Annotated in this window: 13 protein-coding genes and 1 tRNA gene; all 14 read left to right on the top strand. The window is 65.3% G+C overall.

The genetic code is table 11. The annotated features are described in order from the left end of the window. Positions 1 to 68: EF-Tu C-terminal domain-related protein (locus tag ACFOM9_RS13770; RefSeq protein WP_080265453.1), on the top strand; the 68-nt coding region annotated here is incomplete at its 5' end. A gap of 113 nt (positions 69 to 181) precedes the next feature. Continuing rightward, a tRNA-Trp gene (locus tag ACFOM9_RS13765) sits at positions 182 to 257 on the top strand. 73 nt (positions 258 to 330) lie between these two features. Further along, positions 331 to 711 (top strand): preprotein translocase subunit SecE, encoded by a 381-nt coding sequence (secE, locus tag ACFOM9_RS13760; protein ID WP_386711992.1) that lies wholly within the window; start codon positions 331 to 333, stop codon positions 709 to 711. 14 nt (positions 712 to 725) lie between these two features. Then, positions 726 to 1,331 carry a transcription termination/antitermination protein NusG gene (nusG, locus tag ACFOM9_RS13755; RefSeq protein ID WP_386711990.1) on the top strand — a complete coding sequence of 202 codons (606 nt, stop codon included), beginning with the start codon at positions 726 to 728 and terminating at the stop codon, positions 1,329 to 1,331. Between the two features lie 191 nt (positions 1,332 to 1,522). Beyond that, a complete protein-coding gene (gene rplK / locus ACFOM9_RS13750) occupies positions 1,523 to 1,951 on the top strand; it encodes a 50S ribosomal protein L11 (protein ID WP_097121906.1) in 429 nt (142 codons plus the stop codon). Positions 1,952 to 1,955: 4 nt separating this feature from the next. Beyond that, complete coding sequence (gene rplA, locus ACFOM9_RS13745; RefSeq protein ID WP_386711986.1) at positions 1,956 to 2,654, top strand: 50S ribosomal protein L1; 699 nt, start codon at positions 1,956 to 1,958, stop codon at positions 2,652 to 2,654. 494 nt (positions 2,655 to 3,148) lie between these two features. Then, the gene (gene rplJ / locus ACFOM9_RS13740) at positions 3,149 to 3,673 is read left to right on the top strand and encodes a 50S ribosomal protein L10 (protein WP_386711983.1); all 525 of its coding nucleotides are present in this window, start codon (positions 3,149 to 3,151) and stop codon (positions 3,671 to 3,673) included. A gap of 101 nt (positions 3,674 to 3,774) precedes the next feature. Continuing rightward, positions 3,775 to 4,149: a 50S ribosomal protein L7/L12 gene (gene rplL, locus ACFOM9_RS13735; protein ID WP_386711981.1), complete on the top strand. Its 375-nt coding sequence runs from the start codon at positions 3,775 to 3,777 to the stop codon at positions 4,147 to 4,149. A gap of 327 nt (positions 4,150 to 4,476) precedes the next feature. Further along, positions 4,477 to 8,649 (top strand): DNA-directed RNA polymerase subunit beta, encoded by a 4,173-nt coding sequence (gene rpoB, locus ACFOM9_RS13730; protein WP_386711978.1) that lies wholly within the window; start codon positions 4,477 to 4,479, stop codon positions 8,647 to 8,649. An 83-nt stretch (positions 8,650 to 8,732) separates the two neighbouring features. Further along, positions 8,733 to 12,959 carry a DNA-directed RNA polymerase subunit beta' gene (rpoC, locus tag ACFOM9_RS13725; RefSeq protein WP_386711975.1) on the top strand — a complete coding sequence of 1,409 codons (4,227 nt, stop codon included), beginning with the start codon at positions 8,733 to 8,735 and terminating at the stop codon, positions 12,957 to 12,959. 285 nt (positions 12,960 to 13,244) lie between these two features. Further along, positions 13,245 to 13,619, top strand: a complete 375-nt coding sequence (gene rpsL, locus ACFOM9_RS13720) for a 30S ribosomal protein S12 (RefSeq protein ID WP_386711972.1) — start codon at positions 13,245 to 13,247, stop codon at positions 13,617 to 13,619. Positions 13,620 to 13,702: 83 nt separating this feature from the next. Then, positions 13,703 to 14,170 carry a 30S ribosomal protein S7 gene (gene rpsG, locus ACFOM9_RS13715; protein WP_386711969.1) on the top strand — a complete coding sequence of 156 codons (468 nt, stop codon included), beginning with the start codon at positions 13,703 to 13,705 and terminating at the stop codon, positions 14,168 to 14,170. 200 nt (positions 14,171 to 14,370) lie between these two features. Then, positions 14,371 to 16,461, top strand: a complete 2,091-nt coding sequence (gene fusA / locus ACFOM9_RS13710) for an elongation factor G (protein WP_386711966.1) — start codon at positions 14,371 to 14,373, stop codon at positions 16,459 to 16,461. Positions 16,462 to 16,550: 89 nt separating this feature from the next. Beyond that, a partial coding sequence (locus tag ACFOM9_RS13705; protein ID WP_386711963.1) for an elongation factor Tu occupies positions 16,551 to 17,291 on the top strand: 741 nt, incomplete at its 3' end.

Raw genomic sequence — 17,291 nt, 5'->3', positions numbered from 1 at the left:
TGCGCTTCGCGATCCGCGAGGGTGGCCGCACGGTCGGCGCCGGCGTGGTGGCCAAGATCATCAAGTAAGCAAGCCGGCGGGCCGCCCGCCGGAATCGCGAACGGCGGGCCGCGGATTGTTGTCTGATCCGCGTCTCGCCTTCGCTATTTTCAAGAGTGCTTCGCAGTCGCGGCCATACCACGCGTCAGTAGCTCAACTGGCAGAGCAGCGGTCTCCAAAACCGCAGGTTGTAGGTTCGAGTCCTACCTGGCGCGCCATCCGCGGATCCTTTCCGCGGGACGCAACGCCTGCCGCGTGCGGGTCTTACCAACAGGGCAATTCGGGAATCTCGTGAATAGTCGAGTCGAACAAACCAAGGCAGCAACCCCGGCCGACGTCGCGATGTATGCGGTCGCCGTGCTGCTCGTGGTCGGCGGCGTGTTCGCCTTCTACTGGTTCGACGGCCAGTGGCCCAATGCGCTGCGGATCGCCGCGGTTGTCGGTGGGCTGGTGGCGGGACTGGTGGTGTTCATGCTGAGCCACAAGGGTCGCGAGACCCGTGGCTTCCTGTCGGAATCCCGCTTCGAGCTGCGCAAGGTGGTCTGGCCAACGCGGCAGGAAGCCACCCGGCTGACCTGGGTCGTGGCTGCGGTCGTGGTCGTGATCAGCCTGATCATGGCCGGCTTCGACGCAATCGTTCAATGGGGCATCAAGCTCCTGCTCGGGAACTAGGAGTCGCCAGGTCGATGGAAACGCAAGACAACACGCCCGAAGACAACAACAAGGCCGACGTCAACAGGCGCTGGTACGTGGTGCACGCCTACTCGGGTTTCGAGAAGTCCGTTGCCCAGGCCCTGCGCGACCGCATCGTGCGCACCGGCATGGAAGAGCGGTTCGGCGACGTGCTGGTGCCGACCGAGGAAGTGGTGGAAATGCGCTCCGGCCAGAAACGCCGTTCCGAGCGCAAGTTCTTCCCCGGCTACGTCCTGGTGCAGATCGCCACCCATGACGAGGGCGGCATCCCGCGCATCGACAGCGAGAGCTGGCACCTGATCAAGGAAACGCCGAAGGTCATGGGCTTCATTGGCGGAACCGCCGACAAGCCCCTGCCGATCCGCGACGAAGAGGCCGCCGCCATCCTCGACCGGGTCCAGGAAGGCGTCGAAAAGCCGCGCCCGAAGGTGCTGTTCGAGGCCGGCCAGATGGTGCGCGTCACCGACGGCCCGTTCAACGACTTCAATGGCGTGGTCGAGGAAGTCAATTACGAGAAGAGCCGCCTGCGCGTGGCGGTGCTGATTTTCGGCCGATCCACCCCGGTGGAGCTGGAGTTCGGGCAGGTCGAAAAGGCCTGATCCCCAGCCTCGTGCTGGAGACCCCGGGAGCTGCTATAGTATGCGGCTCCCTCCCGCCCCCTGGCGGGCAATCGCACTGGCCGCCGAATGGGCGGCCTTTCGCGCAGAGGACAACGCGAAGCCGGGACGCGTGATTTTCCCGGACCGATGGGGAGCCTGACCAGGCGCTTGCACCCGGAGAGAGAGTCGAAATGGCAAAGAAAGTCGTCGGTTACATCAAATTGCAGGTCAAGGCAGGCCAGGCGAATCCGTCGCCGCCGGTCGGTCCTGCGCTCGGCCAGCGCGGCCTGAACATCATGGAGTTCTGCAAGGCGTTCAATGCCGCCACGCAGAAGCTGGAGCCGGGTCTCCCGATTCCGACCGTGATCACCGCGTACTCGGACCGCACCTTCACCTTCATCACCAAGACGCCGCCCGCGACGATCCTGCTGAAGAAGGCCGTGGGCATCCAGTCCGGCTCCAAGCGCCCCAACACCGAGAAGGTGGGCAAGGTCACCCGCAAGCAGCTCGAGGAGATCGCCAAGGCGAAGGAACCCGACCTGACCGCGGCGGATCTGGATGCAGCAGTGCGCACCATCGCGGGCTCTGCCCGTTCGATGGGCCTGACGGTGGAGGGCTGAGACCATGGCACAGACCAAGCGACAGAAGAACATCCAGGCCGCCGTCGTCCCGGGCAAGAACTACCCGATCGACGAAGCGCTGAAGATCGTCAAGGACAACAGCAAGAGCAAGTTCGTCGAAGCCGTCGACGTGGCGGTGCGCCTTGGCGTGGACGCCAAGAAGTCGGACCAGCAGGTGCGCGGTTCCACCGTGCTGCCGGCCGGCACCGGCAAGAGCGTGCGCGTTGCCGTGTTCGCCCCGGCGGGCGCCAAGGCCGACGAGGCCCTGGCAGCCGGCGCCGATGCGGTCGGCATGGACGACCTCGCAGAGAAGATGCAGGGCGGCGACCTGAGCTATGACGTCGTGATCGCCACCCCGGACGCGATGCGCGTGGTCGGCAAGCTCGGCACGCTGCTCGGCCCGCGCGGCCTGATGCCCAACCCGAAGGTCGGCACCGTTTCGCCGAACCCGGGCGAGGCGGTCAAGAACGCCAAGGGCGGCCAGGTCCGCTACCGCACCGACAAGGCCGGCATCATCCACTGCACCATCGGCAAGGCCGATTTCGACGCCGACAAGCTGAAGGACAACCTGCAGGCGCTGCTCGTCGACCTGGTGAAGGCCAAGCCGGCCACCGCCAAGGGCGCCTACCTGCAGAAGATCTCGATCAGCTCGACGATGGGTCCCGGCGTCGCCGTCGACCAGTCGTCGCTGTCGTTGAAGTGACGATCGCCCGCCGCGCATGGCGCGGCGGTCATCGTCATCCGGGCGCAGCACGGGAAACGCTTGTGATTTGCCGATGATCTTGCAAGCCAAAGTCACCGGATCCCTGTTCTTGCAGGGATGAAGTTCGAAGATGCCGGGCTCGCGCCTGGCATCGAGCAGGAATATTTGAGGGCATCGCGCAGGGTTTCGACCTGGCGCGGGGCCGTCAAAGACCGCAGGCGCGGCCTGTGCGGTAGCGACGACGGGCAGGGAAGCTCGATTGGCATGGATTCGCCGTCGTTGCCAGCGCAGACCGCTTAATCCCGGACCGCGAACGCGGGAAAGGGCCTGCGCAGATGGTTGCCGACCCTCCAGGATCATCGTTGTACCGATCTTTTGGAAACGGCCACCACCCGGAACGCCACCTGGCGTTCCCCGCGTCGATGGATCGATGCGGCTCATGGCCCGTCTTCGAGCGGATGCGAGAAGACGGAAATGCAATACGGAGGAGTGCAATGGCTCTCAATCTGACCCAGAAGCAGGAAGTCGTTGCCGAACTGGCCGAGGTCGCGGGTTCCGCGCACTCGCTGGTCGCCGCGGAGTACGTGGGTTTGACGGTCGCCCAGCTGACCGACATGCGCAAGAAGGCGCGCCAGGAAGGCGTGTTCTTGAAAGTTGCCAAGAACACGCTCGTCTCGCGCGCAGTGGAGAACACCGATTACGCCGTCGTCAAGGACGCGCTGACCGGACCTTTGCTGTACGCCTTCTCGCAGGAAGACCCCGGTGCCGCCGGACGTCTGATCAAGGAGTTCGCCAAGGCGAACGACAAGCTGAAGCCGCGCCTCGTTTCGTTGGGCGGGCAGATGTACCCGGGCTCCCATGTGGATGTCCTGGCGTCGCTGCCGACCCGCGACCAGGCGTTGTCGATGCTGCTCAGCGTCATGGTCCAGCCCGCCACCATGCTGGTGCGCCTGCTCTCCGAGCCGGCCGTACAGGTTGCCCGCGTGACCAACGCGGTCGGCCAGCAGAAGGCAGCCTGACCCACGCAGGACAGCGCCTTCGGGCGCGATCCGCGATCAGTTCGGTTTACGAGTTTCCAATTCGATAGCTGTTTCCAACTTAGATAACAGAGGTAATTACGATGTCCCTTTCCAACGAGCAGATCATCGAAGCGATCAGCAGCAAGACCCTCGTCGAGGTGATGGAGCTGGTCAAGGCGATGGAAGAGAAGTTCGGCGTTTCCGCCGCCGCCCCGGTGGCCGTTGCCGCTGGCCCGGCTGCCGGCGCTGCCGCCCCGGCCGAAGAGCAGACCGAGTTCAACGTCACGCTGAAGTCGGCTGGCGACAAGAAGGTCGAGGTCATCAAGGTGGTCCGCGCGATCACCGGCCTGGGCCTGAAGGAAGCCAAGGACCTGACCGAAGCTGGTGGCACGATCAAGGAAGCCGTGTCGAAGGACGACGCCGCCAAGTTCAAGAAGGACCTGGAAGCCGCCGGCGCCACGGTCGAAGTCAAGTAAGCGTTGTCGCGTCGCCTGCGTTTCGAGGCGACCACCAGGGCCGGGGGCGAAAGCCCCCGGCCTTTGGCCGTTGTTGCGAAGGCCGTGATTGGTGATTCGTGATCGGTGGTTCGAGCGCGCGGAGCGGCCTGCTTCCACGCGCCACGGATTCCCAATCGCCAATCGCGGCGCCCAATCGAGTCGACAGTCGGAAGTAGCGGGAGAAGGCGTGCTGGTGCCGGCAATACCAGCGACTTCCCACTGGCGATTTTCCCCCGGACCGGCATTGCCGGTTCAACCAGGGCCGCGGACGCGCGGCCCGCAGATGACCACAGGTGGTTGCTCCCCATGACGACATCCTCGCACCAGTCGAACTATTCGTTCACCGAGAAGAAGCGCATCCGCAAGGACTTCGGCAAGCGCGGTTCCATCCTCGAAGTGCCGTTCCTTCTCGCCATCCAGGTCGACTCCTACCGCGAGTTCCTGCAGACCAATGTCGATCCGGCCAAGCGCGCCGATCGTGGCCTGCACGCCGCGCTCAAGTCGGTGTTCCCGATCGTCAGCTACAACGGCTACGCCGCCCTCGAATACGTCGGCTACAAGCTCGGCGACCCGGTGTTCGATGAGCGCGAGTGCCGCCAGCGCGGCATGAGCTACGGCGCCCCGCTGCGCGTGACCGTGCGCCTGGTGATCTACGACCGCGAGTCGTCGAGCAAGGCGATCAAGTACGTGAAGGAGCAGGAGGTCTACATGGGCGAGATCCCGCTCATGACCGAGAACGGCACCTTCATCGTCAACGGCACCGAGCGCGTCATCGTCTCGCAGCTGCATCGCTCGCCGGGCGTGTTCTTCGACCACGATCGCGGCAAGACCCATTCGTCGGGCAAGCTGCTGTACAGCGCCCGCATCATTCCGTATCGCGGCTCCTGGCTGGACTTCGAGTTCGACCCGAAGGACGCGCTGTTCACCCGCATCGACCGCCGCCGCAAGCTGCCGGTCAGCGTGCTGCTGCGCGCGCTGGGCTACAACAACGAAGAGATGTTGAACGAGTTCTTCGAGATCAACACCTTCCATATCGACCCGACCGAAGGCGTGCAGCTGGCGCTGGTGCCCGAGCGCCTGCGCGGCGAGACCCTGGACTTCGACCTGGCCGATGGTGACCACGTCATCGTCGAGGCCGGCAAGCGCGTCACCGCGCGCCACGTCAAGCAGCTCGCCGATTCGGGCATCGCCGCGCTGGCGGTGCCGGACAGCTACCTGATCGGCCGCATCCTGTCGCACGACGTGATCGAGGCCGAGACCGGCGAACTGCTGGCCACCGCCAACGACGAGATCACCGAGGAAACGCTGGAGAAGTTCCGCAAGGCGGGCATCGAGGGCATCGGCACGATCTGGGTCAACGACCTGGACCGCGGCGCCTACTTGTCCAACACCCTGCGCATCGACAGCACCAAGACCCAGCTCGAAGCGCTGGTCGAGATCTATCGCATGATGCGTCCCGGCGAGCCGCCGACCAAGGATGCCGCGCAGAACCTGTTCCACAACCTGTTCTTCACCTTCGAACGCTACGACCTGTCGACCGTCGGCCGGATGAAGTTCAACCGCCGCATCGGCCGCAAGGAAGTCACCGGCGCCCCGATCCTGTACGACGCGCGCTACTTCGCCGAGCGCAAGGACGAGGATTCGGCGCGGATGCGCGAGGAATACGGCGACATGTCCGACATCCTCGACGTGATCAAGGTGCTGACCGAGATCCGCAACGGCCGCGGCACCGTCGACGACATCGACCACCTCGGCAACCGCCGCGTGCGCAGCGTCGGCGAAATGGCCGAGAACGTGTTCCGCGTTGGCCTGGTGCGCGTCGAGCGCGCCGTGCGCGAGCGCCTGACCATGGCGGAGGCCGATGGCCTGACGCCGCAGGAACTCATCAACGCCAAGCCGGTCGCGGCGGCGGTGAAGGAGTTCTTCGGTTCGTCGCAGCTGTCGCAGTTCATGGACCAGAACAACCCGCTGTCGGAAGTCACCCACAAGCGCCGCGTCTCCGCGCTTGGCCCGGGCGGCCTGACCCGCGAGCGTGCCGGCTTCGAGGTGCGCGACGTGCATCCGACCCATTACGGCCGCGTCTGCACCATCGAGACGCCGGAAGGCCCGAACATCGGCCTGATCAACTCGCTGGCCGTGTTCGCGCGTACCAACGGCTACGGCTTCCTCGAGACCCCGTACCGCAAGGTCGTGGACAGCAAGGTCACCGACGAGATCGAGTACCTGTCGGCGATCGAGGAGAACGAGTACGTCATCGCCCAGGCCAACGCGCCGCAGGACGACAAGGGTGTCATGAACGCCCAGTTCGTCGACTGCCGCTACCAGGGCGAGTCGCTGCTCAAGCCGCCGTCTGAGGTGGACTTCATGGACGTCTCGCCGATGCAGACCGTGTCGGTCGCCGCGGCGCTGGTGCCGTTCCTGGAGCACGACGACGCCAACCGCGCGCTGATGGGCGCCAACATGCAACGCCAGGCCGTGCCGACGCTGCGTTCGCAGAAGCCGCTGGTCGGTACCGGCATCGAGCGCGCCGTGGCGCGCGACTCGGGCGTGACGGTGAACGCGCGCCGCGGCGGCGTGATCGAACAGATTGACGCCGGCCGCATCGTGGTCAAGGCCAACGAGGACGAGATCTCCGGCGAGCACGATGCCGGCGTCGACATCTACAACCTGATCAAGTACACGCGCTCCAACCAGAATACCTGCATCAACCAGACCCCGCTGGTCAACGTGGGCGACGTGGTCGCGCGCGGCGACGTGCTGGCCGACGGCCCGTCGACCGACATCGGCGAGCTGGCGCTGGGCCAGAACATGCTGGTCGCGTTCATGCCGTGGAACGGCTACAACTTCGAGGACTCGATCCTGCTCTCCGAGCGGGTGGTGATGGAGGATCGCTACACCACGATCCACATCGAGGAACTCACCGTCCAGGCGCGTGACACCAAGCTCGGGCCGGAGGAGATCTCGGCCGACATCCCGAACGTCTCGGAGCAGGCATTGAACCGCCTCGACGAGTCCGGCGTGGTGTACATCGGCGCCGAAGTGCGCGCCGGCGACATCCTGGTCGGCAAGGTCACGCCCAAGGGCGAGAGCCAGCTGACTCCGGAAGAGAAGCTGTTGCGCGCGATCTTCGGCGAGAAGGCGTCCGACGTGAAGGACAGCTCGCTGCGCGTGCCGCCCGGCATGGACGGCGTGGTCATCGACGTGCAGGTCTTCACCCGCGACGGCATCGAGAAGGACAAGCGCGCCAAGCAGATCGAAGAGAGCGAGATCAAGCACGTCAAGAAGGACTTCGACGACCAGTTCCGCATCCTCGAGAGCGCCATCTACGCGCGCCTGCGTTCGCAACTGCTGGGCAAGGTGGCCAATGGTGGCGCCGGCCTGAAGAAGGGCGAGACGGTCAGCAGCCTCGTGCTCGACGGCCTGCCGAAGAAGGAGTGGTTCAACCTGCGGATGAAGGACGAGGATGCGTCCGACGCGATCGAACGCGCCGCCAAGCAGATCGAGGCGCACCAGAAGGAGTTCGAGCGCCGCTTCCAGGACAAGCGCGGCAAGATCACCCAGGGCGACGACCTTGCCCCGGGCGTGTTGAAGATGGTGAAGGTGTACCTGGCGGTGAAGCGCCGCATCCAGCCGGGCGACAAGATGGCCGGCCGCCACGGCAACAAGGGCGTGGTGTCGACCATCGTGCCGGTGCAGGACATGCCGCACATGGCCAACGGCGAGACCGTGGACATCGTGCTCAACCCGCTGGGCGTGCCGAGCCGAATGAACATCGGCCAGATCCTCGAGGTGCACCTGGGCTGGGCCGCGAAGGGTCTGGGCCAGAAGATCGACCGCATGCTGCAGGCGCAGGCCAAGGTGGCCGAGCTGCGCGGCTTCCTCGACCAGATCTACAACCACGACAACAAGCTGCACGGCCAGCGCGTCGACCTGAAGCAGTTCTCGGACGAGGAGCTGCTGACGCTCGCGCACAACCTGACCGACGGCGTGCCGATGGCTACCCCGGTGTTCGACGGTGCGACCGAGCTCGAGATCAAGAAGATGCTCGAACTCGCCGAACTGCCGACCAGCGGCCAGACCCAGCTCTACGACGGCCGCACCGGCGAACCGTTCGAGCGCAAGGTCACGGTGGGCTACATGCACATGCTCAAGCTCAACCACCTGGTCGACGACAAGATGCATGCGCGTTCCACCGGCCCGTACTCGCTGGTCACCCAGCAGCCGTTGGGCGGCAAGGCGCAGTTCGGCGGCCAGCGCTTCGGCGAGATGGAAGTCTGGGCCCTGGAAGCCTACGGCGCGGCCTACACCCTGCAGGAAATGCTGACGGTGAAGTCCGACGACGTGCAGGGCCGCAACCAGATGTACAAGAACATCGTCGACGGCGAGCACGAAATGGTCGCGGGCATGCCCGAATCGTTCAACGTGCTGGTCAAGGAAATCCGCTCGCTGGCCATCAACATGGAGCTCGAGGAGAACTGAGGAACGAAGGAGGGGGATCCGGCATCGCCGGGTTCCCGCTGTAGCCAACCCCGAACCTCGTATCCCGAATCCCGGAGTCAAACATGAAAGACCTTCTGAACCTGTTCAACCAGCAGCGCCCGGCGCTCGACTTCGACGCGATCAAGATCGCGCTGGCCTCGCCGGACCTGATCCGTTCGTGGTCCTACGGCGAAGTGAAGAAGCCCGAGACCATCAACTACCGCACCTTCAAGCCCGAGCGCGACGGCCTGTTCTGCGCGGCGATCTTCGGTCCGATCAAGGACTACGAGTGCCTGTGCGGCAAGTACAAGCGCATGAAGCACCGTGGCGTCGTGTGCGAGAAGTGCGGCACCGAGGTCACACTGGCCAAGGTGCGCCGCGAGCGCATGGGCCACATCGACCTGGCCTCGCCGGTCGCGCACATCTGGTTCCTCAAGTCGCTGCCGTCGCGCATCGGCCTGATGCTGGACATGACCCTGCGCGACATCGAGCGGATCCTGTACTTCGAGGCGTTCGTCGTCACCGAGCCGGGCCTGACCCCGATGGAGCGCGGCCAGCTGCTCAACGAAGAGCAGTTCATGCAGATGCGCCAGGAACACGGCGACGACTTCGACGCCGCGATGGGCGCCGAGGCCGTGTTCGACCTGCTGCGCACGATCGACCTGCAGGCCGAGATGGTGCACCTGAGGGAAGAAATCGCCGCCACCGGCTCGGAGACCAAGCTCAAGCGGCTGACCAAGCGCATCAAGCTGGTCGAAGCCTTCCTCGAGTCGGGCAACCGCCCCGAGTGGATGGTCATGACCGTGCTGCCGGTGCTGCCGCCGGACCTGCGCCCGCTGGTGCCGCTGGACGGTGGCCGCTTCGCGACCTCCGACCTCAACGACCTGTACCGCCGCGTCATCAACCGCAACAACCGCCTGCGCCGCCTGCTCGAGCTCAACGCGCCGGACATCATCGTGCGCAATGAAAAGCGCATGCTGCAGGAGTCGGTGGACGCGCTGATGGACAACGGCCGCCGCGGCCGCGCCATCACCGGCACCAACAAGCGCCCGCTCAAGTCGCTGGCCGACATGATCAAGGGCAAGCAGGGCCGGTTCCGCCAGAACCTGCTCGGCAAGCGCGTCGACTACTCGGGCCGTTCGGTCATCGTGGTCGGTCCCACCCTGCGCCTGCACGAGTGCGGCCTGCCGAAGAAGATGGCGCTGGAGCTGTTCAAGCCCTTCATCTTCGCCAAGCTGCAGCGCCGCGGCCTGGCGACCACCATCAAGGCCGCCAAGAAGCTCGTCGAGCGCGAGGAAGCCGAAGTCTGGGACATCCTGGAAGAGGTCATCCGCGAACATCCGGTGCTGCTCAACCGCGCCCCGACCCTGCATCGCCTCGGCATCCAGGCGTTCGAGCCGGTGCTGATCGAGGGCAAGGCCATCCAGCTGCACCCGCTGGTCTGCACCGCGTTCAACGCCGACTTCGACGGTGACCAGATGGCCGTGCACGTGCCGCTGAGCCTCGAGGCCCAGCTGGAAGCGCGCGCGCTGATGATGGCGTCCAACAACATCCTGTCGCCGGCCAACGGCGAACCGATCATCGTGCCGTCGCAGGACGTCGTGCTGGGTCTGTACTACATGACCCGTGCGCTCGAGAACACCAACGGCGAAGGCATGGTGTTCGCCAACGTCGCCGAGGTGAAGCGCGCGTTCGACAACAAGGCCGCCGGCCTGCACGCCAAGGTCAAGGTGCGCATCACCGAGACCGTGACCGACGAAGACGGCAACAAGCAGAAGAAGACCTCGATCGTGGACACCACGGTCGGTCGCGCGCTGCTGGTCGAGATCCTGCCCGACGGCCTGCCGTTCGCGCTGGCCAATACCGAGCTGACCAAGAAGAACATCAGCCGCCTGATCAACTCCTGCTACCGCCTGCTGGGCCTGAAGGACACGGTCGTGTTCGCCGACCAGCTGATGTACACCGGCTTCGCGTACGCCACGCGCGCCGGCGTCTCGATCGGCATCGACGACATGATCATCCCCGACACCAAAAAGGGCATCCTCGACGAGGCCGAGGCCGAGGTCGTGGAGATCCAGCAGCAGTACCAATCGGGCCTGGTCACCGCCGGCGAGCGCTACAACAAGGTGGTCGACATCTGGTCGCGCACCAACGAGCGCGTGGCCCAGGAAATGATGAAGACCATCGGCACCGAGATGGTGACCAACGCCAAGGGCGAGCAGGTCGCGCAGAAGTCGATGAACTCGGTCTACATCATGGCCGACTCCGGCGCCCGTGGTTCGCAGGCGCAGATCCGCCAGCTGGCCGGCATGCGTGGCCTGATGGCGCGTCCGGACGGCTCGATCATCGAAACGCCGATCACCGCGAACTTCCGTGAAGGCCTCAACGTCCTGCAGTACTTCATCTCGACCCACGGCGCGCGAAAGGGCCTGGCCGATACCGCGTTGAAGACAGCGAACTCCGGCTACCTGACCCGTCGCCTGGTCGACGTGGCGCAGGACGTCGTGATCACCGGCGACGACTGCGGCACGCTCGCCGGCCTGACCATGGCCCCGATCGTCGAAGGCGGTGACGTGGTCGAGCCGCTGCGCGACCGCGTGCTGGGCCGCATGGTGGCCGAGGACGTGTTCGTGCCTGGCGAGGACGACGATCCGATCGTCACCCGCAACACGCTGCTCGACGAGGCCTGGGTGCGCAAGCTCGAGGACGCCGGCGTGCAGTCGATCAAGGTGCGTTCGACGATCACCTGCGAATCCTCGTTCGGCGTGTGCGCGTTCTGCTACGGCCGCGACCTGGGCCGTGGCCACATCGTCAACCACGGCGAAGCCGTGGGCGTGGTCGCCGCGCAGTCGATCGGCGAGCCGGGCACGCAGCTGACCATGCGTACGTTCCACATCGGTGGCGCGGCGTCGCGTGCGGCGGCCATCGACAACGTGACGGTCAAGACCACCGGTTCGATCAAGTTCAACAACCTCAAGACCGTCTCGCACGCCAACGGCCACTTGGTCGCGGTGTCGCGTTCGGGCGAACTGTCGGTGCTCGACGCCCACGGTCGCGAGCGCGAGCGCTACAAGCTGCCTTACGGTGCCACCATCGACGTCAAGGACGGCGACGCGGTCAAGGCCGGTCAGTCGGTCGCGCATTGGGATCCGCATAACCATCCGATCGTGTCGGAAGTCGCGGGCTTCATCCGGTTCGTCGACTTCATCGACGGCGTGACGGTGATCGAGAAGACCGACGAACTGACCGGTCTTGCTTCGCGCGAGATCACCGATCCCAAGCGTCGCGGCTCGCAGGGCAAGGATCTGCGCCCGATCGTGCGCATCGTCGACAAGAAGGGCGAGGATCTTTCCATCCCCGGGACCGACCTGCCGGCGCAGTACCTGCTGCCGCCGCGCTCGATCGTCAACCTGCAGGATGGTGCCCCGGTCGGCGTCGGCGACGTGGTCACCAAGGTGCCGCAGGAAGCCTCCAAGACCCGCGACATCACCGGCGGCCTGCCGCGCGTGGCCGACCTGTTCGAAGCCCGCAAGCCGAAGGACCAGGCGATCCTGGCCGAACGCTCCGGCGTGGTCAGCTTCGGCAAGGACACCAAGGGCAAGCAGCGGCTGATCATCAAGGGACCCGATGGCGAGGAACACGAGGAGCTGATCCCGAAGTACCGCCAGATCATCGTGTTCGAAGGCGAGCACGTGGAGAAGGGCGAGACCGTGGTGGACGGCGAACCGAGCCCGCAGGACATCCTGCGCCTGCTCGGCGTGGAGCCGCTGGCCGTGTACCTGACCAAGGAAATCCAGGACGTCTACCGCCTGCAGGGCGTGAAGATCAACGACAAGCACATCGAGGTGATCGTTCGCCAGATGCTGCGCAAGGTCGAGATCACCGACCAGGGCGACAGCCGCTTCCTGCACGGCGAGCAGGCCGAGCGCCAGCGCGTGCTGGAGGACAACGTCAAGCTCGAAGCCAAGGGCGAACTGCCGGCGAAGTTCGAGCCGGTCCTGCTGGGCATCACCAAGGCCTCGCTGGCGACCGAGTCGTTCATCTCCGCGGCATCGTTCCAGGAAACCACCCGCGTCCTGACCGAGGCCGCCGTGCGCGGTACCCGCGACGGCCTGCGCGGCCTGAAGGAGAACGTGATCGTCGGTCGCCTGATTCCCGCCGGCACCGGTCTGGCGTACCATACCCAGCGCCGCAAGAACGCCTCCGGCCTGACCGACTCCGAGATGGATGCACTGTCCGGCACGATCGCCGGCGAAGCGCCGACGGAAGTCGGCGAGGTCATGGCCGACGAAGCGACCGACAACACCTGATACACCGCTAGTGGCGACCCCCTACATGGGGTCGCCGGACCCTCCGGGGTCCGCCAGATCACGAAATGAGGCGCCACGGACGCGCCTCGTGTTCGGCCCAGGAAGGGCGGGATCTTCGACGCAGGCCCAGGCCGCCATCCCTCCGGATGGATGGCCCGGGCCGGTCCGGCTTGCGTTGACGCTAGGCGTCCGCGCCAGCTATACTTTTCCGTCTGGCAGGCTGGGTCACTCCGCCTGCCTTCGTTTTCACGACAGGGCTGCGGCCCGTACACAGACCCGAGACCGATGGCAACGATCAACCAGCTGGTGCGCAAGGCGCGCAATCCCGAGACCTACAAGAGCAATTCGCCCGCGCTGGCGAACTGCCCGCAGCGTCGCGGGGTTTGCACCCGCGTTTACACCACGACCCCGAAGAAGCCGAACTCGGCCCTGCGCAAGGTCGCCAAGGTGCGCCTGACCAACGGTTACGAGGTCATCTCGTACATCGGTGGCGAAGGCCACAACCTGCAGGAGCACTCCGTGGTGCTGATCCGCGGCGGTCGCGTCAAGGACCTGCCCGGCGTGCGCTACCACACCGTTCGCGGCTCGCTCGACGCCGCCGGCGTGACCAAGCGTCGCAAGAGCCGCTCCAAGTACGGCGCCAAGCGTCCGAAGAGCTGATCCGTCCGGGCAATCCGGAAAGGCTAGGGCGGCCACCATGGCCGCACTTTCAACCAAAGCATTTGAGATAGGCGAACACAGCTATGTCGCGTAAAGGAAATACCCCGCAGCGTTCGGTGCTGCCCGACCCGAAGCACGGCAGCGAAACCATTGCCCGCTTCATCAACATGGTCATGTACAGCGGCAAGAAGTCGGTGGCCGAGAAGATCGTCTACGGCGCCATGGACGTGATCGGCGAGAAGAACCCGAATCCGCTCGAGGTCGTCGAGAAGGCGCTGGGCAACATCTCCCCGTCGGTCGAGGTGAAGTCCCGCCGCGTCGGCGGTGCCACGTACCAGGTGCCGGTCGAAGTGCGCCAGTCGCGCCGCATGGCGCTGGCCATGCGCTGGCTGATCGATTCCGCCCGCAAGCGCGGCGAAAACACGATGCCGCGCAAGCTGGCCGCCGAACTGATCGATGCCTCCGAGAACCGCGGCGGCGCCATCAAGAAGCGCGAAGAAACCCACCGCATGGCGGAAGCGAACAAGGCGTTCGCGCACTACCGCTGGTGAGATAGCTGAAGGCGGCGCACGGAGTGTGCCGCTGGGTGCCGGCAACGGCGCCTGCTCCGGCGCCCGCTGCGCATCGCGCGCGGACGCCGATCCGCGATCCGGTACCGCTCCGGTTCGCACGACGAATCCGGAAGCCGCCGCAAGGCGGCGTCCGGCCATTTCCGGCCCTGGTTCAACGGGCAATCATTACGAGAATCGCCGTGGCGCGCACCACTCCCATCGACCGTTATCGCAACTTCGGCATCATGGCCCACATCGATGCCGGCAAGACCACCACGTCCGAGCGCATCCTGTTCTACACCGGCGTCAGCCACAAGATCGGTGAAGTGCACGATGGCGCCGCCACCATGGACTGGATGGAGCAGGAGCAGGAGCGTGGCATCACGATCACGTCCGCCGCGACCACCGCGTTCTGGACCGGCATGGACAAGTCGATGCCGCAGCATCGCTTCAACATCATCGACACCCCCGGGCACGTCGACTTCACGATCGAGGTCGAGCGCTCCTTGCGCGTGCTCGACGGCGCCGTGTTCGTGCTGTGCGCGGTCGGCGGCGTGCAGCCGCAGTCCGAGACCGTGTGGCGCCAGGCCAACAAGTACAAAGTGCCGCGCATGGCGTTCGTCAACAAAATGGACCGCACCGGCGCCAACTTCGACAAGGTCGTGGAACAGCTGAAGTCGCGCCTGGGCGCGTACGCCGTGCCGATGCAGGTGCCGGTGGGCGCCGAAGACGGTTTTGACGGCGTCATCGACCTGGTCAAGATGAAGCGCATCCACTGGGACACCGCGTCCCAGGGCACCGTGTTCGAATATGGCGAGATCCCGGCCGAGCTGCTGGAAAAGGCGACGGCTGCGCGCTCGTTCATGGTCGAGGCCGCAGCCGAAGCCAACGAAGCGCTGATGGACAAGTACCTGGAAGGCGGCGAGCTGACCGAGGACGAGATCCTGGCCGGCCTGCGCGAGCGCACGCTGAAAGTCGAGATCGTGCCGGTCTTCTGCGGCACCGCGTTCAAGAACAAGGGCGTGCAGGCCATGCTCGACGGCGTGGTGCACCTGCTGCCGTCGCCGACCGATCGTCCGCCGGTGCAGGGCATCGACGACGACGAGAAGGAAGACAGCCGCAAGGCCCTGGACACCGAGCCGTTCTCGGCGCTCGCGTTCAAGATCATGACCGACCCGTTCGTGGGGTCGCTGACCTTCTTCCGCGTCTACTCGGGCGTGCTCAACTCCGGCGACCAGGTGTACAACCCGGTCAAGTCGAAGAAGGAACGCGTGGGCCGCATCCTGCAGATGCACTCCAACGACCGCAACGAGATCAAGGAAGTGCGCGCGGGCGACATCGCCGCGGCGGTGGGCCTGAAGGACGTGACCACCGGCGACACGCTGTGCGCGCAGGACCACATCATCACGCTCGAGCGGATGACCTTCCCGGAGCCCGTCATCTCGATGGCGGTCGAGCCGAAGACCAAGTCCGACCAGGAGAAGATGGGCATCGCGCTCGGTCGCCTGGCGCAGGAGGATCCGTCCTTCCGCGTGCGCACCGACGAGGAATCGGGCCAGACCATCATCGCCGGCATGGGCGAGCTGCACCTGGACATCCTGGTCGACCGCATGAAGCGCGAGTTCAACGTCGAAGCCAACGTCGGCAAGCCGCAGGTCGCCTATCGCGAAACCATCCGCAAGACGGTCAAGTCGGAAGGCAAGTTCGTGCGGCAGTCGGGCGGCAAGGGCCAGTTCGGCCACGTCTGGCTGGAGATCTCGCCGAACGAGCAGGGCAAGGGCTACGAGTTCGAGAACGCGATCGTTGGTGGCGTCGTGCCGAAGGAATACATCCCGGCGGTCGACAAGGGCATCCAGGAAGCGGTTGCCAACGGCATCCTCGCGGGCTACCCGATCGTCGACGTCAAGGTGAAGCTGTACGACGGTTCGTACCACGAGGTCGACTCGTCGGAAATGGCGTTCAAGATCGCCGGCTCGATGGGTTTCAAGGAAGGCTTCGGCAAGGCCAGCCCGGTGCTGCTCGAGCCGATCATGAAGGTCGAGATCGTCACCCCCGAGGATTATCTCGGCGACGTGATGGGCGATGTCAGCCGTCGTCGCGGCATCCTGCAGGGTCAGGACGACAGCCCGTCGGGCAAGATCATCAATGCGATGCTGCCGCTGGGCGAGATGTTCGGGTACGCAACCAGCCTGCGCTCCATGTCGCAGGGCCGCGCCACGTTCACGATGGAATTCGACCACTACGCGGAAGCCCCGGCCAACATCGCCGAGACGGTCACCAAGAAAGGTTGATCCAAGGTTCGGGATTCGCGCCTGGCAGGTGCGAATCCCGTTTCCGGTGAACCACCAACCACCAATTACGAATCACGGAGTTCAGACCAATGGCCAAGGGTAAGTTCGAGCGCACCAAGCCCCACGTGAACGTGGGCACGATCGGTCACGTGGACCACGGGAAGACGACGCTGACGGCGGCGCTGACGAAGATTGGCGCGGAACGGTTTGGCGGCGAGTTCAAGGCCTATGACGCGATCGACGCGGCGCCGGAAGAGCGGGCGCGCGGCATCACGATTTCGACGGCGCACGTGGAATACGAGAGCCCGAACCGCCACTACGCGCACGTCGACTGCCCGGGGCACGCCGACTACGTGAAGAACATGATCACCGGTGCGGCGCAGATGGACGGCGCGATCCTGGTGTGCTCGGCGGCCGACGGCCCGATGCCGCAGACGCGCGAGCACATCCTGCTGGCGCGCCAGGTCGGCGTGCCGTACATCGTGGTCTACCTGAACAAGGCGGACATGGTGGACGACGCCGAGCTGATGGAGCTGGTGGAGATGGAAGTGCGCGAGCTTCTGTCGAAGTACGAGTTCCCGGGCGACGACACGCCGATCATCAAGGGTTCGGCGCTCAAGGCGCTGGAAGGCGACCAGTCGGAGATCGGCGTGCCGTCGATCGTGCAGCTGGTGGAAGCGCTGGACACGTGGATCCCGGAGCCGGAGCGCGACATCGACAAGCCGTTCCTGATGCCGGTCGAGGACGTGTTCTCGATCTCGGGTCGCGGCACGGTGGTGACCGGGCGCATCGAGCGCGGGATCATCAAGGTGGGCGACGAAATCGAGATC

The sequence above is a fragment of the Luteimonas notoginsengisoli genome (assembly GCF_042648885.1).
Taxonomy (GTDB): Bacteria; Pseudomonadota; Gammaproteobacteria; order Xanthomonadales; family Xanthomonadaceae; genus Luteimonas; species Luteimonas notoginsengisoli.
The sequence above is the reverse complement of the archived record's forward strand: the minus strand, read 5'-3'. Positions and strand labels throughout refer to the sequence as shown.

Bases quoted from the DNA above. Each gene is read 5' to 3' on its own strand.
- rpsL (WP_386711972.1), top strand. From the start codon at position 13,245: ATGGCAACGATCAACCAGCTGGTGCGCAAGGCGCGCAATCCCGAGACC.
- rpsG (WP_386711969.1), top strand. From the start codon at position 13,703: ATGTCGCGTAAAGGAAATACCCCGCAGCGTTCGGTGCTGCCCGACCCG.
- rplA (WP_386711986.1), top strand. From the start codon at position 1,956: ATGGCACAGACCAAGCGACAGAAGAACATCCAGGCCGCCGTCGTCCCG.
- rpoC (WP_386711975.1), top strand. From the start codon at position 8,733: ATGAAAGACCTTCTGAACCTGTTCAACCAGCAGCGCCCGGCGCTCGAC.
- rpoB (WP_386711978.1), top strand. From the start codon at position 4,477: ATGACGACATCCTCGCACCAGTCGAACTATTCGTTCACCGAGAAGAAG.
- rplJ (WP_386711983.1), top strand. From the start codon at position 3,149: ATGGCTCTCAATCTGACCCAGAAGCAGGAAGTCGTTGCCGAACTGGCC.
- nusG (WP_386711990.1), top strand. From the start codon at position 726: ATGGAAACGCAAGACAACACGCCCGAAGACAACAACAAGGCCGACGTC.
- rplK (WP_097121906.1), top strand. From the start codon at position 1,523: ATGGCAAAGAAAGTCGTCGGTTACATCAAATTGCAGGTCAAGGCAGGC.
- rplL (WP_386711981.1), top strand. From the start codon at position 3,775: ATGTCCCTTTCCAACGAGCAGATCATCGAAGCGATCAGCAGCAAGACC.